The organism is Paraburkholderia terricola, assembly GCF_900142195.1.
In the GTDB taxonomy this organism is placed as follows: Bacteria; Pseudomonadota; Gammaproteobacteria; order Burkholderiales; family Burkholderiaceae; genus Paraburkholderia; species Paraburkholderia terricola.
In genome coordinates this window covers 1-20,877 of record NZ_FRAB01000072.1, presented here as the reverse complement: position 1 = coordinate 20,877, position 20,877 = coordinate 1, and the positions used below count along the sequence as shown (strand labels likewise).

Below are 20,877 nucleotides of genomic sequence, written 5' to 3'. Positions count from 1 at the left end.
GGTATGAGTCAGCAACACCTTCTTCACGAGGCAGACCTCAGCGCTATTCTGACCTTGCCATCACGACTGTGCTGGTCATTAAACGCGGCGGCCGCACTTGTGTATAAGAGTCAGGCACAACCAGGCGCAGGCGTGACCTACTCGGCCGCCTCCAGCTCGCGCAGGCATTCCATGATCGCCGCCCGCTCCAGCGGATCGAGCTTGGCGAGCTTCGCTTGCCAGCGGGCTTTCTTCCGCTTGATGCGCTCGCGCTCGCGGAAGTTGCTGCCGAGGTAGCGCAGATCGTGCAGCTCGGCCGGCTCGGGGTAGTTCATCCACAGCCGTTCGATAGCGATGCCGCCGCGCGTCATCGCGTTGAAGTCGATGGTTCTCCATGACGCCAAGGGAGAGCTGTCATAGATCGTTGAGCTGTAGCCCGACACCATCACCGCGCACGGCAAGCCGGCCAGCACGTCGAGCAGCCGCACGTGGTCGGCGTCGTCGTATTCGTGGCGGTATAGCTTGCCGCCGCGCCGGCTGTCCATCACGTAGGGCGGATCGGCGTAGACGAACTCGGAGCCGGTGAACTGGTGGGACTCCAGCCAGGCCACGGCGTCGCCGTGGTGCAGCTCCAGGCCGGGCACGTCGAGCTGCTGCCAGACCTCGATCACCTCGGGATCAACGTCGATGCCGACGCTGCGGGCAGCGGGCCGCTTGCGCTCCAGGATGTTGCCGCCGCCCAGGTGCGTTTCGATGTACGTGTCGTGAGGCGGGATGTTGTTGATGATCGTCTGGTAGACGCCGGCACCGCCCTTGCCGCCGGGGTATCTCATGGCCTTCTTCCTGGAGTAAATCGGGACTTGGCCAGCATCGTCAGAAATGGCGATGCTGTCAAGGGAAGCCGGCCGGGCCTGCATCGTCAGAGCCGACGATGCGAAGCTGCTGGAGCGACCTGCAGCACCGCCAGGAATGGCGATGCCGGATCGCTCAGTAGGTGGGGATGTAGACCACCTCAATGTCCACGCGCTGGTTCTCGCGCCGGCCCTCGGCCGTCGAGTTGTCTGCCACGAAATCGGCGGCCGATGCGAAGTTCACCATGATCTTGAGCGGCGAGACGCCGCGCGCCACCAAGTACGACCTGGCCGAGAGCGCACGGCGTAGTGCAAGGGCCTCATCGGCCGCGCTGGGCCGTAGTGTGCTGGTGCGCCCGCTGATGTAGATGATCGCCGCATTCCTAGCGTCGGCCAGCAGCTCCAGGGCCTCTGGCGTCGGCTGGAATGTCGCGCTGCTGTCGGGGAAGGACACCGATACGCCGGACTTGATCGGCGTGCCGAAGTTGCCGGCGTCGCCGGCGGCCAGTGCGCTTTGCGCGCTGACCAGGAACGCCAGAGAGAGGGCCAGAAGAACGGGTTTTCGCATGGGGCAGGACTCCAATCAGAAGAACAGGTAGCCGGCCTTGCTCATGGGGATGCGGATCAACCAGAGCGAGGCCAGGTGCAGCGGGTAATAGGCGTAGAAGGCCCAGCGCAGGCGCGGCACGCGCACATCCACCCGCGAGGCCAGGAAGAGCACCGGCAGGGCTGCCAAGGCCCACAGGTTGCGATTGACGAACCACAGGGCCGCGCAGGCCAGCACCGCGACCGCCGCGGCGGCCCAGCTCGGCCGGCGCGTGTACGACCACACCGCCAGGCCGAAAGCCACGGCCGGCCACCAATATTCGACCGAGCTGCCGCCGACCAGGAACACCACGCCGGCGGCCGCCAGGTGCAGCTTGCCGCCACGTTCGACCAGGTAAGCCGTGGCCGTGACGACCAGCAGCGTGAACATCACGTTGAGCGGCCACCAACCGGCGTACAGGCCGCCGAGGGCCACGAAGGGCACGGAGGCCAGCGCGCCGAACATCGCCAGGCGCGACATGGTGCGGCCGTACACGCCGCGTTCGAGCGTGCCCGGCCGGGCCAGGTTGTAGGCCAGGACGAACACGAAAAGGGGGAGCGCCACGCGGCCGGCCTCGAACAGCACCGGCAGCGTCGCGTTGAACAGGTACTTGTTGACGTGATCGCCGGTCATGAGAACCAGTGCGAGCCACTTCAACGCTTCGACGGTTCCATCAGGAATCCGCAGGGCCTTCATCAGCGCCGGCCCCCGCGAATCGCGTAGGCGCGCAGCACCAGGAAGATGATGTAGAGCGCTGGCAGTGAGAGCACGAAGGCGATGGGCTTGCCGATCCACGCCGGCAGCGCCCACAGCAGAAGGCCCAAGGCGAAGATCGGGCCGAGGCCCAGCAGAAGCAAATCGAGCTGGTTCTTGGCCTGCCCTTCCGCCCACTTGCAATAGGCTTGAAGCAACCGGCCGACGCCCAGCGTGTACCGCATCATGAAGGCGTGGAATTTGTCCATGTTTAGCCGCTAAATCGGAAGAGCCGGCCTACTCGGCCGACCCCTCGCGTGAAGTGTTGAAAGACACCGTGCGGGGCACGTAGCCGGCCACCGACACGCTGCGAGCTGCTGCGGCCGCTGGGGCGGCCTGCTGGGGTGCTGGTGCCGGCCTGGCCGCCGGCGTCGCCCGCTGGGCCACCGTCGCGGGCTGGCTGGGCGTCGAGGGCGTGGCCCCGGCCTTCGTCACGTCAAGCGTGACGAACCGAGCTTCGAGCCAATCGGCCCACTTCGACGCCTTGCGCATCAAGTCGGCCCGGTACACCGCGTTGTACTGCGGCGTGCGCGAGTGGTAGTTCGCCGCCTTCGTCCAGAGGTCGCCCTTGTCGTTGCGGATGTGCATCCGCAGCCGCCAGGCGGCCAGGTCGAACGAGTAGCAGCCGGCAGCCGCCACATCGTTCGCCGTGATGCCGTATCGGGCCAGGTCGCCCAGGTACGCGGTGTTGAACTGCATCGGGCCAACGTCATGCGTGCCATTCGAGTTGCGCACCCACTGGCCCGGCTTGCCGCCCTCTTTCTCGGCGACGGCCAACACGATGTTGACCGGCACCTCGTACTTGACGGCGGCCGAGATCGAGCAGACGACGCGCTCCTGGAGCTGCGGCGGCAGATCGGCGAAGAACGGCATGCCCTCCCCTCCCTCAGTTCAGCCAGGACTGACGGCGGCGCTCTTCGTCCTCGCGCCGGATGCGTTCGTTGTACTCGGCCAAGGCGCGGTCATAGTCGCGCGCTTCGACCCAATACCCGCCCCGCTCTGGCGTCCCGACATAGCGCGGCAGCGTGCCGCTGCTGGCGAAGTCGGTGTAGGCGTGGCCGGTGTAGGCCCCGCAGTAGTCAGGCAACTGGTTGCTGATGTACGTGCGCCCATCGTCGTAGCCGCCCGTCCACATCACCAACGTCGAGTTCAGCGACTGCGCGTCGCACCGGCCAGCGCCGCGCGAGATCGCCGACACGAGCGACTGCATTTCCGGCGTCTGGCTCGCCACCGGGCAAAGCTGGAGGAAGTTCAGGCGGGCGCGGATCGTGTCCGACAGCTTGCGCTTCGTGATGTTGAAGTACCGCGACAGCGACGGCGTGCATTCGCTCGGGCGCGTGCCCGACGACAGGCACAGGATCGCCTCGCAGGCCAGGCGCGTGTCGCCGGTCAGCACGTCTTGCGCGCTGGCCGTGCCGGCGGTCGATCCGAGGGCTGCCACGAGGGCGGCCAGGGCAAACAGTTTCTTCTTCATGGTTGGACTCTCCTTGGTTACGCAGTTGTGCCGTCGCGGCCTTGCTCGCGGTTGGCGAACGCAGCTACTTCGGACTCGGGATCGGCATCGGCAGGGCCGCCTGCCAGGCTGTTGTCGCCGAAGCTCGGCGCGGGCTGCTGGTCGGGCACGTCGATGTTCTCGGCCGTGCCGCTTCCTTGCGCCTTGATCGCGGCGGCGATCTTTCCGCCAGTGGTGTCGGCGATCCGCTCGGCTGCGGCTTCGCGCAGGCTCGCGGCTTTGGCCTTGGCAACATCGGCGGTTCCCTTCGCCAAGTTCGCGCCGGCGTCGGCGGCGATGCGGCCGGCCGTGCCGAGGGCCGATGCGGCCGATGCGAGCAAGCCGGGGCCGGTGCTGCCCGGTGCGGCCTGCTGCCCTTGCCCTGCCCCGCCGGCGGGCTTGGGTTCGTTCTTGGCGGCCTTGTCGGCACTGCTGCCGGTGCTGGCCGTCGAGCTGCTGCCCTGGCCGCCGGCGTCGGCTTTGCCGCCGCCCTTATCGCCGCCCTTCGAGCTGCCCGAGCTGCTGCCGGTCGAGGGGCTGCCGCCACCCGACGAAGAGCCACCGCCGGAGCTGCCGCTAAAGCCCGCAGCCTGAGCGAAGGGCGTGCTGCCGGTGCCGGCGTCGCCGCCGCCGCCCGCACCGCCGCCCGAGCTGCCGCCGCCCGAGAAGGCCGACATAACGTCCGTGCCTGCCGACACGTTCTCATTGGCCTTCGAGAAGGCGGCCATGACGGCAGAGGCACCACCGGCGGCCGAGGCTGCGCCGGCGGCCAGAGCGGCGCCGCCGGTCGCGGCCGCTGCTGCTGCCATGCCTGCGGCACCCAACGCAGCACCTGCACCGAACTGGCCGATGCCGGCACCGCCCACGCTCGCGCCGGTGATGATCCCGGCGATGAGCGGCGGAATCTTGTTGACCAACGCCAAGAGGATGATGACGACGATCAGCATCACGCCCATTTCCTTGAGGCTGATGCCGGCGCTCATGCGCGAGTAGTAGTCATCGAGGAAGGTCTTGCCGATGCCCACCAGGAGCACCATTGCGAAGAGCTGCGCGGCCACGCCCAGGACGACCTTGTAGTAGTTGATCGCCATGTCGGAAGTCCAGCGCGAACCACCGAAGCCGAGGAAGAACACGCCGCCGTAGGCGAGCACCCAGCCCGACGCGAGCAGCAGAAGCATATTCACACCGACCAGGGCCAGGATGACCAGGATCGCCACGGCCATGAGGATGCCGGCCATGCTGTCCACCGGCGACCACACCGAGGACTGATCCATCACCTTGTCGAAGATCGCAAAGCCCACGTCCACGATGCCCGAGGGCGACAGAGCATTGCCCAGGCCCGTCGCGTTGCCGGCGAGCTGCCGCAACGACGCATAGATGGACGAGGCGAAGTTAGGGCCGTTGGTTAGCGCCCACCAGAAGAAGCCGGTAAAGATCGTGAAGCGGACGAACTCCGCGAAGAACTCGCCAATGTCGGCCTTGCGCAAGGCCATCATGCCGAACGTCCAGACCATCGAGATCACAACCAGCGTCCAGAAGAGCCAGGTTGCGGCCGTGGTGATGACACCGGCCCAGCCGCTCGCGGCGGCCTGGTAGCGATCCAGCACGCTATCGAACACGCCGGCGTTGTCGATGGCCGCGTGGGCATCGACCGCGAAGAACGCCAGCCAGACGAACAGCGGCAGGGCGAGGGTTTTTAGATTGGCTGGCATTCTCATCGTCAGCACCTCACCATTCGCGTTTCGGGCTGGGCTTGAAATCCCCACCACGACGCAAGCACAGCGACGAAAAAGCCTGCTGGACGCCCTTGTCCTCGATCTTGGCGATGTTCTCGGGCTTGCAGTTCTCGTCGTTCACTTCCGGCATGGGGGCCGTGGCCGGCTTGTTGTCGCAGCCGGCGACCAAGGCCGCCACGAGGGCGGCCGAGGCCAAGGACAGAGCCTTGATTGCTTTCATGAATCCCCCTTACCAGGTGCGCGCCGGGCTGGCCCGGTAGCTGCCCTGGCGCAGTTGTGCGGCCGCTGCCGCCTGCTGGGCTTCCTTGTCGGCGTCGGCCTGCATCTTGGTTGCCATCGCGTTCTGCTGCGCGATCAGCAGGCCACGAATCTGCAAGAGCTGGTTGGCCTGCTGGCTGGCGAGCTGGTTGGCGTAGCCGATGGCCTGCATTTGGCCCTGCGCGCCCTGCGCTGCCGATTGAAGACGCTGCAACGTCGCTGCATCGGCCGTGAGATTCGTTTGCTGCCTATCGAGGCCCTTGAACAAGGCATCGTTGGCCTTCTTCTGCGACTCGCTCGCGAGCTGGGCCACATTCCGAAGTGCTGCGCGTTCCGCGTCGGAGCACCCTGCCGCCGTAAAGCACGGCGAGTTCTTGTAGTAGTTCACGTCCTGGAACTTGCCGATGTAGCTGTCCAGGCTGCCGAGTTGGGTCTTGTAGTAATCCAGCGTGTTGACCGCGTTCATCAACCCGTTGATGGTCGATTGCGCCTGATCCCAGATATACGCGGCCGGGGCCATCGTGTTCTGGAGTTGGTTTTGATACTGCTGGAGCTGGGTGCTGTACTGCTCAATTTGCTTGAGCGTCTGGGCCACCGATTCGATGGCCGTCATGATGTTCTGCGACAGGTTGGTGCCGTCGATGACGGGGATGCCAGCCTGCACAGGTGTGACCGCCAGCGTGCTCGAAACAGCAATGACGAGGGCCAATTTAGCGGCTAAAAACTTCGGCTTCATGGTGCTTTTCTCCTATGGCGTTAGTAATCGAAGGAACGGTACGGCTTGGAAAACGTCATGTCCTTCGTGACCACGACGTTGAAGCGATACCCCGGCCGAATTTCCAGCGTCGGCGAAATGCTCAGGTTCTTGGCGATGAGTTGCGCCGTAACCTGGCCGAGCTGCTGGCCGAGGGCTTCGCTTAGGGCACTGCTGGCGCTCGGTGCGCCATAGGTGTTTGTGGCCTGGTTCTGGCGTTGGCTGTAGGTGATGCCTGCTGTCACGCCGGACATGAGGAAGGCCGAGCCGAACAGGCGCACATAGTGGTTGTTCACCTGGTCGTGGAAGCCCGCGTATCCCGCGCTGTCCGCGCCTGGCATCGCGCCAATGTCCATCGCCTTGCCATCGGGGAACACGATGCGTTGCCACGCAACCAGCACGCGCGCTTGGCCGTAGGCCACGTCGCTCGAATACGAGCCGACGAGGCGCGATCCCTGCGGGATCAACAGGTGCTTGCCGGTCGGTGTGTCGTACACGTCCTGCGCGACCTGGGCCATGATTTGGCCCGGCAGATCGGAGTTGATGCCCGAAATGAGCGTGGCCGGCACGACGAAGCCCGCGCGCAGCTCGAACGGTGTGCGCGGCGCTTCCGGCTGCGAATCCAGCTTCCAGCGGTCGCCCTGCCCACCTTGGCCGAACTGCGCCATGCTGTTGCGCCCGCCGCCGCTGGTCGAGGTTTGCAGGAGCTGCGGCGCACCGCCCGCGCCCATGCCGCCGGCGGCCGGAGCCGCGCCGCCACCACCGACGCCCATGCCGCGAATCTGCGCCAGGCGTGCTTGATAGGCGGCGGTCGGATCGTTGCTGCGCTGCGCGTCGATTTGCTGCTGCACCGCTGCGATGCGGTTCAGCATTTCATCGCGCGTCTGCGGCGTGCCGGTGTAGGTGCTCGGGCCACCCGGCGCGGAGCCGTTGCTACGCGGGGCATCCACGCGCACGGTGGTCTTGGCCTTCACGGCTTCGCCGAACATCTGCATCTTCGCCATGCGGATGCGCTGGGCCTCGTCGTCGTTCACCGGCTGGCCCGGGTTGCCGGGGTTGGCCGGCGGGGCCGGCGGCGCGTCCGGGTTGGACGGCCGCGCGATCTCCAGCGGAGCCGACGCCGGGCCGGTCGGCATGTCGGGCACCTTGAGCGGGCTTGCCGGCTCGATCAAGCCGCCGGTCTTGTCGCCTGCGATCTCCTTGGCGAACATCGACGTGTTGCCGGCCTTCTCCTTGGGGCCGTCCGCCGGCGCGTTCTGCTTGGCCGCGCGATCCGCCGCGACCAGGGCCATGACCAGCACGAACGACAGCAGGACGCCGCCGAGGATGTACATGGGCATGTTGTTGACGCGACGGACGCCCGCCTTCTTGGACACTTCGCCAGGCGAAGCGTCAGGTGCCATCTGATCGGCGTTTTCTGTCATGGCGTCACTCCTTGCGCACCCAGTACCCGGCCGGCGCGAACGTGCCGTTTTGCGCCAGGTAAGGGCGGGTGATGGATTGATTGCCGACCATCAAGGTCAGGCGGTACAGGTTCGAGTCGCCAGCCTGGTCGAGCACGTAGCGCAACGGCAGGCCGCCCGACGCGGCCGTGGTGGCCGGTGCGCTCGCCTGCGATGCCGCCGAGGCCGGGGCCTGCGTGGAAGCGCCGGCCGGGGCGTACTCCAGGAGGGCATAGCCCTTGTCGCGCAGCGACTTGACGAGCGCCTGGCCGAACGGATCGGGCGTCGGCTGTTGCAGCTCCAGGCGCGTGCGCGCCGGCGCGTACAGCGTGGCGAGCTGCTGCACCGCGTCGGTGGCGAGCTTCTGCTGATCGAGCGCGGCCGACTGGACGAAGTTGCCGTACTGGCTGGTGGTTGCGCAGCCGCCGAGGCCCAGGGCGAGGGCGAGCAGCGCGAGAGAGACGATCTTGCGCATGGTCACTTCCTCCGGCTGATGGTCACGCGGTCTTGGCTACTGCCAACACCGGCAATCAGGATCGCGCGGTCAAACACCGTGTCCACGATGTAGCGATTGCCCTGCACGCGGTAATTGACCAGCACCGTTTCGTCGTCGGTGAACAAGCCGCCCTCTTTGCGCACGACCAGGAGCGTCGGCGCTTCGGTCTGCTGCATCGTGCCGGGCATTTCGATGATGGTCTTGCGGCCATCGTTGTAGACGCGCACAGGCTTCCAGCTCGCCGACCCGGACAGCTCATAGTCGAACGAGAGATCGCCCAGGTACTCGCCCGTCGCCGGCAGGGTGTTGTCGGTGCGTTCCTGCTTCTCGCGGCGCTGGATCGCGTCCCACTTGGCTTGCGCTTCCTCGGGGTACGTGAACGAGACTTGCGGCATGTACTCGGTGCGATGCGAGCGCAGGCGGAAGTGGTAGCTGCGGCGGTTCGTGGTCACAACCAGGCTGGTTTCGAGGCCCACGTCCATCGGCTTGATGATGAGGTGCTGAACCTCGGTCGCGCCGCTGCCGGTGATGGCCGGTTCCACCGTCCACCTGGCCGTGTCGCCCAGGTTGATCGAGTTCACTTGTTCGCCGGGCTGCAAGGCCACGTCGCACACCTGGAGCACCGCGCAAACGATGCTCGGCTGCTGCGCGCCGTACACGAACTTGATGGCACCGCCCGAGCCGGCCACCGGCTTGATGCCGGTCGCCGACCCCGCTTCCCACCGTTTGGCGATGGCGAGCGCCGCGCGCTCTTGAGCGGTCAGCGTCGGGTTGGTCTTGTTGAAATACTTGTCGGCAATGTCGTCGCCAGGGGCGGCCAGAGCCAGGGAGGGCACCGCCACAGCAGCGCCCACGATCAAAGCGGAGAGGGTTTTCTTCATGGTGGATGACCTCGAATTCATTGGATGCGGGACCAGGAGTAATCACGCACGTAGATGCTCAACGGGTTGTTCCGCAGTTGCTCATCGGTGGTGTTGGGCGTGACCTCGGCGATGTAGGTAGTCACGAGCGCGCGCCAGGTGACGGGCTGACCTTTCAGCGTGCCTTGGCGGTCGCGCGTGGTTTCCACCCACTCGACTTGCCAGGTGTCGGGCGTTTGCGGGATGACGGTCTTGATCTCGACGCTGACCATTTCCTTCTCGGCGCGCTTGAACGGGCTGGAATCGGGCGTGCCGTTCAACCACTCGTTCATCTTTGGCGTCGCCGGATCGTTGGGGGCGAGCATCGAGTACGCCTTGAACACGCACTTGCGCTGCAAGGCCACGTCAGGCGACACCATGCGCGCGCAGCTCATCCAGTCCGCAACGGCGGCGTGGATGACACGCGGATCGGCCTTCCCTGCGGCCTGCACCGGGCCGGCGGCCACCGTCTGGCCCAGCTTGTCCACCTCGACCACGTAGGGGATGAACTTCGACTGGCTGCCGATGTGGATCACGCCACCCACGCCGGCCAGCGCGATCAACAGCGACAGGATGCCTATCACCTGCCAGGTTTGGCGCTGCGAGACGACGCTGCCCACGTGATCGTTCCAGGTGCGGCGCGCGGCCAGGTAGGGGTTCTCGGCCTCGCCCGCACGGCGGCCGCCGGCGAGCGGTTCCTTCGAGCGGCGCGGATCGCGCGGCTCGGCGGAGTTGGCGGGCTTCTTGAAGATCAAGCCCTTGAGGGTGTCGGCGATGCTCATGCGGCCTCCAGGTAGTCGTTGAGATTCAGCCCACGGCCGGCCAGCCACTCATGCACCCATTCGTGGCCGAACTTGGCTTCGAGGCTCTTGATGGTGGCGACCGATTCCTTGTCGGACGCACCGACGAAGGCCAGGGCCATCGGCCCCAGGGCAAGGTCATAGAGACGGCGGCCGTTCTCCGAGACGTAGTAGTACTGACGCTTCGGAATGGCAGTCGCCAGGATTTCGATCTGACGCGCGTTGAGGCCCATACGGCGATAGAGCGCCGATGTGTCCTCATCCCTGGCGTAGACGTTAGGCAGGAAAATCTTGGTCGCGGTCGATTCCACGATCACGTCCAAGATGCCCGAGTTGGCCGCGTCGGAGAGGCTTTGCGTCGCCATCAGCACAAGGCAGTTGGCCTTGCGCAGCACCTTGAGCCATTCCCTGATCTTGGCGCGGAACGCGGGGTGGCCCAGCATCAACCAGGCTTCGTCCAGGATGATGACGGAGGGCTGGCCTTTCAGTGCGCGCTCGATGCGGCGGAACAGGTAGAGCAGCACCGGCAGCGCGAACTTCTCGCCCAGGTTCATCAGCTCTTCGATCTCGAACACCGTGAAGTCGGACAGCGACAGGCCGTCCTCTTCGGCGTCGAGCAGGTGGCCCATCGAGCCGTCCACCGTGTACTGCTTGATGGCCTCGCGGATCGCCTCGTCCTGAATCGTCACCGAGAACTCGGAGAGCGTGCGCGCGCCGCTGGCGTGCATGCTCATGATCGCGTTGCCGATCTCGTTGCGCTGCGCCGGCGTGGTGTTGACGCCGTTCAACGCCAGGATGGTGTCGATCCACTCCATCGCCCAGGCCCTATCCCCCTTCGTTTCGAGGAACTGGAGCGGGCAGAACGCCAGGCGGTCATCGTCGGCGGCCACCGTGAAATGCAGGCCGCTCTTGCCCTTCGTGGCCGCGCGGATGCCGGCCGCGAGTGGGTACATCGACATGCCCTTGTCGAAGGCGTAGATCGACATGCCGGCGTAGCGACGGAGCTGCGCGGCGATGATGCCCAGGTGCGTCGATTTGCCTGCGCCGGTCGGGCCGAACATGAAGGTGTGGCCCAGGTCGCGCACGTGCAGGTTCAGGCGGAACGGCGTAGCGCCCACCGTCACGCAGTGCATGAGCGCCGGCGACAGCGGCGGGTACATCGGGCACGGAGCCGTGGCGCTGCCCGTCCAGATCGAGCTTGTCGGCAGCAGGTCGGCCAGGTTCATCGTGTTGATGAGCGGCCGGCGCACGTTCTCGACGCCGTGGCCGGGCAAGCTGCCCAGGTACGCATCGAGCGTGTTGATCGTCTCGATACGGGCCGCGAAGGCCAGGCGGTTGACGGCCTTCTCGACCAGGAGCGCGGAGGCCGCCAGGCGCTCCCGATCCTCGTCCATCAGCACGACTACGCTGGTGTAGTAGCCGGCCGCCACCAAGCCGCTGTTGACCTCGGCGATGGCCGCCTCGGCGTCGCCGACCATCGCGGCCGCGTCCTGGTTGATCGAGCCGGTATTCGTGTTGAACACCTGATCGAAGAAGCCGCGAATCTTCTGCTTCCACTTCTTGCGGAACTTGTCCAGGTGCTTCAAGGACTCGTGCTGATCCATGAAGATGAAGCGGCTCGACCAGCGGTATTCGCTGGGCAGCTCGGCCAGGGCCGAGAGCACCCCAGGCGTTGACTCCAAGGGGAAGCCTTCGATGGCGACCACCTGGATGAACTTGCGCCCGATCTTGGGCACGACGCCGCCCCACAGCTCTTGCCCGCCGATTACCGCATCGAGGTACATCGGATTGCTGGGCAGCATGACCGGGTGATGGAGGCCCGTCACGCAGAACTGCAACCAGCTCAGGAAGTCATCGTGCGTGACTTCCCTGCCCTCTTCCGACACGACTTTTTGGCCGCGCAGGCGCGTCATCTTGACCGCCGAGGACAGGCGCGATTCCAGGCTGGTGATCTCGCGCTTGAACTGCGCAATCAGGCCCGTAGTGCGCGCCGTATGGTCGGGAGCCACCGCATCGTCATCGAACATGAGTTCGACAAACTTGCGCTGGGCCAGCACTGGCGGGAACCACGTGACGGTCAGGACAAAGTAGCCCTCGAACATCGCGCCCAGGCCCTCGAACAAGCGCCGGCGTTCCTCGTCAATGGCGAAGGAAACGGAGTCGGGGAACGATGACACGCCCCGCTCCGAGTAGTTCGGCGCAGGCCGACGCACAGCATCGACATGCACCATCCAGCCGTTCCCCAGGCCCGCCAGGGCCTGGTTGATGCGGAACGACACCATTTCCCGCTGTTCCTCGGTGCTGCTGGCGTTGTCATCACCCTTGTACAGCCAGGCGGCCATAAAGGAGCCGTTCTTGCCCACGATCACGCCGTCATCGACCACGGCGGCGTAATTGAGCAGATCGGCCAGGCCGGCATCCTTGGCGCGATGCTTCTTGAGCTTCAGCTCGGCATCGACAGCCCGGATGCGGGCAAAGAGGATGAGCAACAGAACCGCACCGAGCACAGCAATGGCAATTGCGATTGCTTCGATCATTTGTATTGCTTCCCTTGACTCGGCGTGTTGTCACGGAAGGGCGTGCTGCGAGCCGGGTAGTACGGCTTGTACCGGCGGTGCCGCAGGTACACGTGTCGCAGCTTCGGATCGGCCTTCGCCATGAGGCGCAGCGCGAAGAGCGCGCCGAACCACAAGGCGATGCCGAACACCGTTGCCCTCACTTCTTGGGCGCTGAAAATCAGCGCGCCGGCCAGCAGGCCCGAGAACATCACCAGCTCACGATCCCCGCCCATGAACAGGTTTTCTCGGTTGCCGGCCCTACGGATGGGGATCGCGCGCAGAGCCATGACTTACCCCGCGATGTGGCCGCGCTCGGCCCAGCGCATGACGGCTTCGCCGGGGAAGCCGGCCACGTCCAGCGCGGCGACCTTGACCTGGTGCAGCGCGCCATCGGTCAGGGCGGCGATTTCCGCGCCACGGCCGAAGAACGTGCTCATCATGTTCTGCGCGCCGACCAGCAGGGCCATGACCAGGACGATGAAGATCAACGTGCGGAAGAAGCCGTTGAGTTCGCCGCCGAAGATCAGGATGCCGCCGGCGACCACGATGCCGATGATCGACAGCGCGAAGGCCACCGGGCCGGTGACGGAGTTGCGGAGGTTGGTCAGCCAGCTCTCATACGGCAGAGAGCCGCCGGTGCCCTCGGAGGCGAATGCGTGCTGGGGGGCCAGCAGGAAGAACGCCAGGAGGGCGAAGAGGCCCATGTAGAACAGGGCGTTGCGGTTGAGGCGGAATGCCGGGAAGGTTGCTTGCATTGGTCGTAACTCCTAGTCAGAGGGTTTTGGTGATGTACTGGCCGTTGGCGAACCCGGAAACCTCCAAGATTTCCTGGATGCGCCGCGAGCCTTCGACGCGGGCGATATGAACAACCACGTGAACCGCCTCGCCGATAAGCGGTTCAATGGGTTTCGGGGAATCGGGGTGCATGCTGATGAGCATGGCGAGCCGATCCAATCCAGCTTTGGCGTTGTTTGCGTGCAGGGTTGCAGCACCTCCTTCGTGCCCGGTGTTCCAGGCCATCAACAGATCAAGGGCTTCGGGGCCGCGCACCTCGCCGACCAGGATTCGGTCGGGGCGCATGCGGAGGGTGGTTTTCAGCAGCGCCGTCATGTTCACGTCGATGCTGGTGTGGTACTGGACGTAGTTCTCGGCGGCGCACTGGATTTCGCCGGTGTCCTCGATGATGAAAACCCGCTCGGTCGGGTCTTGAATCACCATCTCGTTGATGATCGCGTTCACCAGCGTGGTCTTGCCCGAGCCGGTGCCGCCGATCACAAGGATGTTCCGGTGCGCGCGCACCGCTGCAATCAATGCCTCGCGCTGCGGCGCGGTCATGATTCCGCGTTCGACGTACTGATCGAGCGTGAAGATGGCGACGGCCTTCTTCCGAATGGCGAAGGTGGGTGCGGGCACAACCGGCGGGAGCTGGCCGGCGAAGCGACTGCCATCAAGGGGCAGCTCGCCTTCCAGGATCGGCTTGGAGCGCGTGACTTCCTTGCCGTGGTAGCCCGCGATGGTTTCGATGATGGCTTGCGCCTGCGCGACGCGCAGCGTGCCGATGCACTTCATCGGCTCGCCCAGGCGTTCGAGCCAGAGCTTGCCGTCCGCGTTGAGCATGATTTCAACGGTCTTGGGATCGTTGAGGGCGGCCAGCAGCTCCGGCCCCATGTCGCGTTCGAGCTTCTTCTTCGCCCGTTCCTTGATGCTGTTGTGTTCTGGTTTCTGGTCGGTCATTCCGTATGCCCTGTATGCCGTTGCGTTTCGCGCATTCTACACAGGTTCATACGATATACCGAACTAATTTCGACCGCAACACCGAAGCGCACAAGGGTGACTTCGGCCGCGACGTTGCATCGCGGATTGCAGGGGCGAAAGAGGCGACAACGCGGCGCATGCTCCGTGCGCCCTCGCGCCGAACCCGTGGCGTTTGCGTTATGGGTTGTCCGGGGGTTGAGCCACCCCGGCGGGCTTTAGCGGCTAAAACTTGGCTGGCTCTTGTGGCTCAGTTCCGCGCCGCTTCCCTTCCCTTCTCACATCCTGGCGTCAACTCCCTCTAAGTTTCTTCCTTGTCGCTTCGCCCCACTTCTTGACGATGAACGCCTGGTGTTCTGGCAGCACGGCCGCCACGCGCTCGAAGCCTGGCGGCAGGCTTCGGGGTGCCTTGCCGCCGGCCAGGGTGTCAAGGGCTTCTTTGTCCAGGTCGGTCGATTCAAGCAGGAGCGGCAGGGGAGTTTCAAGGGCCTGCGCAATGTCCTCCATCACCTTTAGGGAGGGGTTGGCTTTGCCAGTAGTGAGATCGGACAGGAAGGAGATCGAAACCCCCGACCTGTCCGATAGCTCCTTTTTCGTCATGTGCCGCTCATCGAGCAGCCGGAGCACGTTCGTGAAGAAGATGTAGTTGTACAAGGCCCGTATGCCTTCTCGGTGCGGGCGGCAGAAAATTTTAGCCGCTAAAGTTCTTGACCACGGACGCAGGTTTAGCTAAACTGACGACTCCATTAGCGAAAGGAGCATGACGAATGAGCCACAACCTGTTCCAGTTTATCGGTAATCTTACCCGCGATACCGACGTTCGCCATAGCGAAAACAGCGCCCGCGCCGTTTTCGACCTGGCTGTCAATCGCGTGTGGCGCAACGCAGCCGGTGCGAAGCAGGAGCAGACGGACTTCTTCCGCATCAAGTCGTTCGGCGGCCTGGCCGAGAACGCGGGCAAGTACCTGGGCAAAGGCTCCAAGGTGTTCGTCCAGGGCCGCATCGAGCCGACGAAGTACGAGAAGGACGGCAAGACCGAATACGGCTTCGATTTCATCGCCGAGGAAATCGAATACCTGGACACCAAAGCGCCAGGCGGCGGCCAGTAAGGCCAGGCCCGGCCACGGCCGGGCAGTATGCTAGGAGGGAGATTAGATGCAGAACGAGTTCAACGAGCAGGAATACAGGCGCAAGCTCATCGAGGGCGGGCTTAGCGAAGCCGACGCCACCGACCTTGCCGCCCGTACCGCCGCCGCTCGCAGGGACTCGGGCAGCGCCGGCGGGGCCTTCCGCCCCGCCGGTTCCCTCTTCGAGCTGCCGGCCACGGCCGGCGACAACGAGGCGGCTTTGCCGCCGAAGCTACCGACGCCGGCAAGTGCCGCCGTCGAGCGATCCGAGCGCATGGCGCAGGAATCGGCCGAGCTTGCGCGCACGATGGGCCTGCCGCCCGAACCGCGCACCGCCGTGAACAAGATGGCCGAGCAGATCGGCGCGCTGGCCCAGGACAAACGGAGTAGTGCGATGGCGACCAAGAAGCGAACGGCCGGCGGTGAGCTGGCCGAGAAGGTCAGCGAGGCCAAGCAGACGGCCTTGCTCAAGCACACGAAGCAGCAGATCAAGGACATGCAGCTCTCGCTGTTCGACCTGGCTCCCTGGCCGGATCACATGCGGGCACTGCCCAACGACTTCGGGCGGTCGGCGATCTTCACCGTCCGCAACAAGAAGGTGCCGCGCGCCGCGCTGCAAGGCCAGTCGATCTACCACGTCAACAAAGACGTGGAGATCACCTACACCGGGATCGAGCTGCGCGCCGACGACGACGAGCTGGTATTCGCCCAGGTGCTGGAGTACGCGAAGCGCACCGCGCTCGGAGAGCCGGTTTCCTTCACGTTCTACGAGCTTTGCCAGGACTTGGACTGGTCAATCAACGGTCGGTACTACACAAGGGCCGAGGAATGCCTGACGCGGCTCCAGGCGTCGGCCATGCAGTTCTCATCCCAACGCATCGGCCGGCTCGAATCGGTGTCGCTGATCCGGCGCTTCCGCGTCCTGGATCGCGGCAAGCGCACGTCGCGCTGCCAGGTCGAGATCGACGCCGAAATCGTGGTGCTGTTCGCCGGCGACCACTACACGAAATTCGTGTGGGAGAAGTACCGCAAGCTGTCGCCCACCGCGCGGCGCATGTTCGACTACTTCGCCACCCACAAGGAGCCGTACCCGCTCAAGCTGGAGACGTTCCGGCTGATGTGCGGCTCGGATTCCACCCGGCCGAAGAAGTGGCGCGAGCAGGTAGGCGAAGCGTGCGACGAGCTGCGCGAAAACGGCCTGGTCGAAAGTGCGTGGGTGAACGACGACCTGGTGCATTGCAAGCGGTGATCGCCCCCCTGCCCTCCCCTGGAGCCGCCCGAGATCGAGGCGGCTTTTTTTCTCGAGCATCGCCACTTCCGGCGAGGCAGGGGTCGTCTCAGAAAACGGAAAATAAAGCACGCTAAGGCATAGCCGAACCTGCCAAGCTTGCTCCACCCTGTAGTGACGCGATCAGCGGGCAGGAAACGTTCCCCCTTCGCGCATGGCAGGCGCACACCAACTCAGACAGCACGGCCTCCATGCGCGCCAGGTCAGCCATTTTCTCGCGCACGTCCTTGAGCTTGTGCTCGGCCAGACTGCTGGCTTCCTCGCAATGGGTGCCATCCTCCAGCCGCAGCAGCTCGGCGATCTCATCCAGGCTGAAGCCCAGCCGCTGGGCTGATTTCACGAAGCGCACCCGCGTTACATCCGCCTCGCCATAGCGGCGGATGCTGCCATAGGGCTTGTCAGGCTCCAGCAACAAGCCCTTGCGCTGATAGAAACGGATGGTCTCCACATTGACCCCGGCCGCCTTGGCGAAAACGCCAATGGTCAGGTTCTCCAAATTGTTTTCCATATCGCTTGACTCCGTACATGAGTACGGAAGTAAGGTTACGCTATCCAATTTCAATTCGAAAGGACAAGCGCATGTCTGAACCAAAAACCGGGCGCGGCGCGCTCTTCACTGGAGGGCTTGCCGCCATCCTCGCCTCGGCTTGCTGCCTCGGGCCGTTGGTTCTGATCGCCTTGGGGTTCAGCGGCGCTTGGATCGGCAACTTGGCGGTGTTGGAACCCTATCGCCCCATCTTTATCGGCGTGGCGCTGGTGGCGTTGTTCTTCGCCTGGCGGCGCATCTACCGGCAGGCAGCGGCCTGCAAACCGGGTGAGGTCTGCGCGATTCCCCAAGTGCGAGCTACTTACAAGCTCATTTTCTGGATCGTGGCCGCGCTGGTTCTGGTCGCGCTCGGATTTCCCTACGTCATGCCATTTTTCTACTGATCGGAGTTCACCATGAAGAAACTGTTTGCCTCCCTCGCCCTCGCCGCCGTTGTTGCCCCCGTCTGGGCCGCCACCCAGACCGTCACGCTGTCCGTACCGGGCATGACCTGCTCCGCCTGCCCGATCACTGTCAAGAAGGCGATTTCCAAGGTCGAAGGCGTCAGCAAAGTTGACGTGACTTTCGAGACACGCCAAGCGGTCGTCACCTTCGACGATGCCAAGACCAGCGTGCAGAAGCTGACCAAGGCAACCGCAGACGCGGGCTATCCGTCCAGCGTCAAGCAGTGAGTCACTGAAAACGGCACCGCAGCACAACGGACGTCATTGTCTGGCGCCACAAACGATAAAGGATCTGTTGCATGACCCATCTAAAAATCACCGGCATGACTTGCGACTCGTGCGCGGCGCACGTCAAGGAAGCGCTGGAAAAAGTGCCAGGCGTGCAGTCGGCGCTGGTGTCCTATCCGAAGGGCACAGCGCAACTCGCCATCGTGCCGGGCACATCGCCGGACGCGCTGACTGCCGCCGTGGCCGGACTGGGCTACAAGGCAACGCTAGCCGATGCGCCACTGGCGGACAACCGCGTCGGACTGCTCGACAAGGTGCGGGGATGGATGGCCGCCGCCGAAAAGCACAGTGGCAACGAGCCCCCGGTGCAGGTAGCGGTCATTGGCAGCGGTGGAGCCGCGATGGCGGCGGCGCTGAAAGCCGTCGAGCAAGGCGCGCAGGTCACGCTGATCGAGCGCGGCACCATCGGCGGCACCTGCGTCAATGTCGGCTGTGTGCCGTCCAAGATCATGATCCGCGCCGCCCACATCGCCCATCTGCGCCGGGAAAGCCCGTTCGATGGCGGTATTGCGGCAACTGTGCCTACGATTGACCGCAGTAAGCTGCTGGCCCAGCAGCAGGCCCGCGTCGACGAACTGCGGCACGCCAAGTACGAAGGCATCCTGGGCGGTAATCCGGCCATCACCGTTGTGCACGGTGAGGCGCGCTTCAAGGACGACCAGAGCCTTACCGTCCGTTTGAACGAGGGTGGCGAGCGCGTCGTGATGTTCGACCGCTGCCTGGTCGCCACGGGTGCCAGCCCGGCGGTCCCGCCGATTCCGGGCTTGAAAGAGTCACCCTACTGGACTTCCACCGAGGCCCTGGCGAGCGACACCATTCCCGAACGCCTTGCCGTAATCGGCTCGTCGGTGGTGGCGCTGGAGCTGGCGCAAGCCTTTGCCCGGCTGGGCAGCAAGGTCACGGTCCTGGCGCGCAATACCTTGTTCTTCCGTGAAGACCCGGCCATCGGCGAGGCGGTGACAGCCGCTTTCCGTGCCGAGGGCATCGAGGTGCTGGAGCACACGCAAGCCAGCCAGGTCGCCCATATGGACGGTGAATTCGTGCTGACCACCACGCACGGTGAATTGCGCGCCGACAAACTGCTGGTTGCCACCGGTCGGACACCGAACACGCGCAGCCTCGCGCTGGACGCAGCGGGGGTCACTGTCAATGCGCAAGGTGCCATCGCCATCGACCAAGGCATGCGCACGAGCAACCCGAACATCTACGCGGCCGGCGACTGCACCGACCAGCCGCAGTTCGTCTATGTGGCGGCAGCGGCCGGCACCCGTGCCGCGATCAACATGACCGGCGGCGATGCGGCGCTCGACCTGACCGCAATGCCGGCCGTGGTGTTCACCGATCCGCAAGTGGCGACCGTGGGCTACAGCGAGGCGGAAGCCCACCACGACGGGATCGAGACCGACAGCCGCACCTTGACCTTGGACAACGTGCCGCGTGCGCTCGCCAACTTCGACACACGCGGCTTCATCAAGTTGGTTATCGAGGAAGGCAGCCATCGGCTGATCGGCGTACAGGCGGTCGCGCCGGAAGCGGGTGAACTGATCCAGACGGCGGCTCTGGCCATTCGCAACCGCATGACGGTGCAGGAACTGGCCGACCAGTTGTTCCCCTACCTGACGATGGTCGAGGGGTTGAAGCTCGCGGCGCAGACCTTCAACAAGGATGTGAAGCAGCTTTCCTGCTGCGCCGGGTGAGAAAAAGGAGGTGTTCAATGAACGCCTACACGGTGTCCCGGCTGGCTCTTGATGCCGGGGTGAGCGTGCATATCGTGCGCGACTACCTGCTGCGCGGATTGCTGCGCCCGGTGGCGTGCACACCAGGCGGCTACGGCTTGTTCGATGACGCCGCCTTGCAACGGCTGTGCTTCGTGCGGGCGGCCTTCGAGGCGGGCATCGGCCTCGACGCGCTGGCGCGGCTGTGCCGGGCGCTGGATGCGGCGGACGGCGACGAAGCGGCCGCGCAGCTTGCCCTGCTGCGTCAGTTCGTCGAGCGTCGGCGCGAAGCGTTGGCCGATCTGGAAGTGCAGTTGGCCACCCTGCCGACCGAGCCGGCACAGCACGCGGAGAGTCTGCCATGAACAACCCCGAGCGCTTGCCGTCCGAGACGCACAAACCGATCACCGGCTACCTGTGGGGCGGACTGGCTGTGCTGACTTGCCCCTGCCACCTGCCCATCCTCGCTGTCGTGCTGGCCGGCACAACCGCCGGTGCTTTCCTCGGCGAGCATTGGGTCATCGCGGCGCTCGGTTTGACCGGCCTGTTCCTTCTGTCCCTGTCGCGGGCGTTGCGGGCATTCAGGGAAAGAGAATGAGCGCTTTCCGGCCGGATGGATGGACGACGCCGGAACTGGCCCAAGCGGTCGAGCGCGGGCAGCTTGAACTGCACTACCAGCCCGTCGTCGATCTGCGCAGTGGTGGGATTGTCGGCGCGGAAGCCCTGTTGCGCTGGCGTCATCCGACGCTTGGACTATTGCCACCGGGCCAGTTCCTGCCCGTGGTCGAATCGTCCGGCCTGATGCCTGAAATCGGCGCTTGGGTGCTGGGCGAAGCCTGCCGCCAGATGCGTGACTGGCGAATGCTGGCATGGCGACCGTTCCGGCTGGCCGTCAATGTTTCGGCGAGCCAAGTGGGACCGGACTTCGACGGGTGGGTAAAGGGCGTGCTGGCTGATGCCGAGTTGCCCGCCGAGTATCTCGAAATCGAGCTGACCGAATCGGTCGCGTTTGGTGATCCGGGGTCTCCTCGTTTTCAGTGCAATAAGTGACGGTACGAAAAGCTAGCACTGGCGCGGAGGTGGTGTTGGTAGATCGTTGATTTCATTGACTTT

Annotated in this window: 27 protein-coding genes; 8 read left to right on the top strand and 19 right to left on the bottom strand. The window is 64.8% G+C overall.

The annotated features are described in order from the left end of the window. Positions 1-137: 137 nt before the first annotated feature. The 18 genes from BUE39_RS32300 to BUE39_RS32215 form a co-directional block, all read right to left on the bottom strand. Positions 138-812 carry a DNA adenine methylase gene (locus tag BUE39_RS32300; RefSeq protein WP_011178411.1) on the bottom strand — a complete coding sequence of 225 codons (675 nt, stop codon included), beginning with the start codon at positions 810-812 and terminating at the stop codon, positions 138-140. 154 nt (positions 813-966) lie between these two features. Then, positions 967-1,398, bottom strand: coding sequence for an OmpA family protein (locus BUE39_RS32295; protein WP_001665065.1), 432 nt, complete (start codon positions 1,396-1,398; stop codon positions 967-969). A gap of 15 nt (positions 1,399-1,413) precedes the next feature. Beyond that, the gene (locus tag BUE39_RS32290; protein ID WP_011114053.1) at positions 1,414-2,112 is read right to left on the bottom strand and encodes a TraX family protein; all 699 of its coding nucleotides are present in this window, start codon (positions 2,110-2,112) and stop codon (positions 1,414-1,416) included. Then, positions 2,112-2,378, bottom strand: coding sequence for a hypothetical protein (locus BUE39_RS32285; protein ID WP_010890140.1), 267 nt, complete (start codon positions 2,376-2,378; stop codon positions 2,112-2,114). Before BUE39_RS32285 ends, BUE39_RS32290 begins: the two co-directional genes overlap by 1 nt. 28 nt (positions 2,379-2,406) lie before the next feature. Further along, the gene (locus BUE39_RS32280; protein ID WP_011114052.1) at positions 2,407-3,042 is read right to left on the bottom strand and encodes a transglycosylase SLT domain-containing protein; all 636 of its coding nucleotides are present in this window, start codon (positions 3,040-3,042) and stop codon (positions 2,407-2,409) included. A gap of 13 nt (positions 3,043-3,055) precedes the next feature. Then, a complete protein-coding gene (locus tag BUE39_RS32275) occupies positions 3,056-3,643 on the bottom strand; it encodes a TrbM/KikA/MpfK family conjugal transfer protein (RefSeq protein ID WP_010890138.1) in 588 nt (195 codons plus the stop codon). A gap of 17 nt (positions 3,644-3,660) precedes the next feature. Continuing rightward, positions 3,661-5,373, bottom strand: a complete 1,713-nt coding sequence (gene trbL / locus BUE39_RS32270; protein WP_015586029.1) for a P-type conjugative transfer protein TrbL — start codon at positions 5,371-5,373, stop codon at positions 3,661-3,663. Between the two features lie 16 nt (positions 5,374-5,389). Beyond that, positions 5,390-5,617 carry an entry exclusion lipoprotein TrbK gene (gene trbK, locus BUE39_RS32265; protein WP_000644148.1) on the bottom strand — a complete coding sequence of 76 codons (228 nt, stop codon included), beginning with the start codon at positions 5,615-5,617 and terminating at the stop codon, positions 5,390-5,392. A 9-nt stretch (positions 5,618-5,626) separates the two neighbouring features. Beyond that, positions 5,627-6,391, bottom strand: a complete 765-nt coding sequence (trbJ, locus tag BUE39_RS32260; RefSeq protein WP_010890135.1) for a P-type conjugative transfer protein TrbJ — start codon at positions 6,389-6,391, stop codon at positions 5,627-5,629. Between the two features lie 20 nt (positions 6,392-6,411). Then, complete coding sequence (locus BUE39_RS32255) at positions 6,412-7,743, bottom strand: TrbI/VirB10 family protein (RefSeq protein ID WP_235005013.1); 1,332 nt, start codon at positions 7,741-7,743, stop codon at positions 6,412-6,414. Positions 7,744-7,837: 94 nt separating this feature from the next. Continuing rightward, the gene (locus tag BUE39_RS32250; RefSeq protein ID WP_006122479.1) at positions 7,838-8,326 is read right to left on the bottom strand and encodes a conjugal transfer protein TrbH; all 489 of its coding nucleotides are present in this window, start codon (positions 8,324-8,326) and stop codon (positions 7,838-7,840) included. A 2-nt stretch (positions 8,327-8,328) separates the two neighbouring features. Next, positions 8,329-9,228, bottom strand: a complete 900-nt coding sequence (trbG, locus tag BUE39_RS32245; protein ID WP_006122480.1) for a P-type conjugative transfer protein TrbG — start codon at positions 9,226-9,228, stop codon at positions 8,329-8,331. 17 nt (positions 9,229-9,245) lie between these two features. Beyond that, positions 9,246-10,028, bottom strand: a complete 783-nt coding sequence (locus tag BUE39_RS32240; protein WP_011114048.1) for a conjugal transfer protein TrbF — start codon at positions 10,026-10,028, stop codon at positions 9,246-9,248. Further along, positions 10,025-12,583: a VirB4 family type IV secretion/conjugal transfer ATPase gene (locus BUE39_RS32235; RefSeq protein WP_011114047.1), complete on the bottom strand. Its 2,559-nt coding sequence runs from the start codon at positions 12,581-12,583 to the stop codon at positions 10,025-10,027. Before BUE39_RS32235 ends, BUE39_RS32240 begins: the two co-directional genes overlap by 4 nt. Further along, positions 12,580-12,891, bottom strand: coding sequence for a conjugal transfer protein TrbD (locus BUE39_RS32230; RefSeq protein ID WP_001207961.1), 312 nt, complete (start codon positions 12,889-12,891; stop codon positions 12,580-12,582). The genes BUE39_RS32235 and BUE39_RS32230 overlap by 4 nt, the downstream gene beginning before the upstream one ends. Positions 12,892-12,894: 3 nt before the next feature. Then, complete coding sequence (trbC, locus tag BUE39_RS32225; protein ID WP_011114046.1) at positions 12,895-13,359, bottom strand: conjugal transfer system pilin TrbC; 465 nt, start codon at positions 13,357-13,359, stop codon at positions 12,895-12,897. Between the two features lie 16 nt (positions 13,360-13,375). Next, complete coding sequence (trbB, locus tag BUE39_RS32220; RefSeq protein ID WP_000132020.1) at positions 13,376-14,338, bottom strand: P-type conjugative transfer ATPase TrbB; 963 nt, start codon at positions 14,336-14,338, stop codon at positions 13,376-13,378. Positions 14,339-14,647: 309 nt separating this feature from the next. Next, positions 14,648-15,010, bottom strand: a complete 363-nt coding sequence (locus BUE39_RS32215) for a transcriptional regulator (protein ID WP_011114045.1) — start codon at positions 15,008-15,010, stop codon at positions 14,648-14,650. A 113-nt stretch (positions 15,011-15,123) separates the two neighbouring features. Here BUE39_RS32215 and BUE39_RS32210 point away from each other — a divergent pair, with 113 nt between their 5' ends. Both BUE39_RS32210 and trfA read left to right on the top strand, forming a co-directional pair. Next, entirely contained in the window at positions 15,124-15,465 is a 342-nt protein-coding gene (locus BUE39_RS32210; protein WP_000019167.1) for a single-stranded DNA-binding protein, read from the top strand. A gap of 46 nt (positions 15,466-15,511) precedes the next feature. Next, entirely contained in the window at positions 15,512-16,732 is a 1,221-nt protein-coding gene (gene trfA, locus BUE39_RS32205) for a plasmid replication initiator TrfA (RefSeq protein ID WP_011114072.1), read from the top strand. A gap of 112 nt (positions 16,733-16,844) precedes the next feature. Here the strand turns inward: trfA and BUE39_RS32200 are convergent, their stop codons facing one another. Further along, positions 16,845-17,279, bottom strand: coding sequence for a mercury resistance transcriptional regulator MerR (locus tag BUE39_RS32200; RefSeq protein ID WP_003131969.1), 435 nt, complete (start codon positions 17,277-17,279; stop codon positions 16,845-16,847). A gap of 71 nt (positions 17,280-17,350) precedes the next feature. Here BUE39_RS32200 and merT point away from each other — a divergent pair, with 71 nt between their 5' ends. The 6 genes from merT to BUE39_RS32170 all read left to right on the top strand — a co-directional run bounded on the left by merT (position 17,351) and on the right by BUE39_RS32170 (position 20,814). Next, complete coding sequence (gene merT / locus BUE39_RS32195) at positions 17,351-17,701, top strand: mercuric ion transporter MerT (protein WP_003131974.1); 351 nt, start codon at positions 17,351-17,353, stop codon at positions 17,699-17,701. 12 nt (positions 17,702-17,713) lie between these two features. Then, positions 17,714-17,989, top strand: coding sequence for a mercury resistance system periplasmic binding protein MerP (merP, locus tag BUE39_RS32190; RefSeq protein WP_003131987.1), 276 nt, complete (start codon positions 17,714-17,716; stop codon positions 17,987-17,989). Between the two features lie 71 nt (positions 17,990-18,060). After that, on the top strand, positions 18,061-19,746 hold the full coding sequence (merA, locus tag BUE39_RS32185) for a mercury(II) reductase (RefSeq protein ID WP_003158917.1): 1,686 nt from the start codon (positions 18,061-18,063) through the stop codon (positions 19,744-19,746). A gap of 17 nt (positions 19,747-19,763) precedes the next feature. Further along, positions 19,764-20,129: a mercury resistance co-regulator MerD gene (gene merD / locus BUE39_RS32180; protein ID WP_000995360.1), complete on the top strand. Its 366-nt coding sequence runs from the start codon at positions 19,764-19,766 to the stop codon at positions 20,127-20,129. Continuing rightward, positions 20,126-20,362 carry a broad-spectrum mercury transporter MerE gene (merE, locus tag BUE39_RS32175; protein WP_003132004.1) on the top strand — a complete coding sequence of 79 codons (237 nt, stop codon included), beginning with the start codon at positions 20,126-20,128 and terminating at the stop codon, positions 20,360-20,362. Before merD ends, merE begins: the two co-directional genes overlap by 4 nt. Further along, positions 20,359-20,814: an EAL domain-containing protein gene (locus BUE39_RS32170; RefSeq protein WP_011296188.1), complete on the top strand. Its 456-nt coding sequence runs from the start codon at positions 20,359-20,361 to the stop codon at positions 20,812-20,814. Before merE ends, BUE39_RS32170 begins: the two co-directional genes overlap by 4 nt. Positions 20,815-20,877 lie beyond the last annotated feature (63 nt).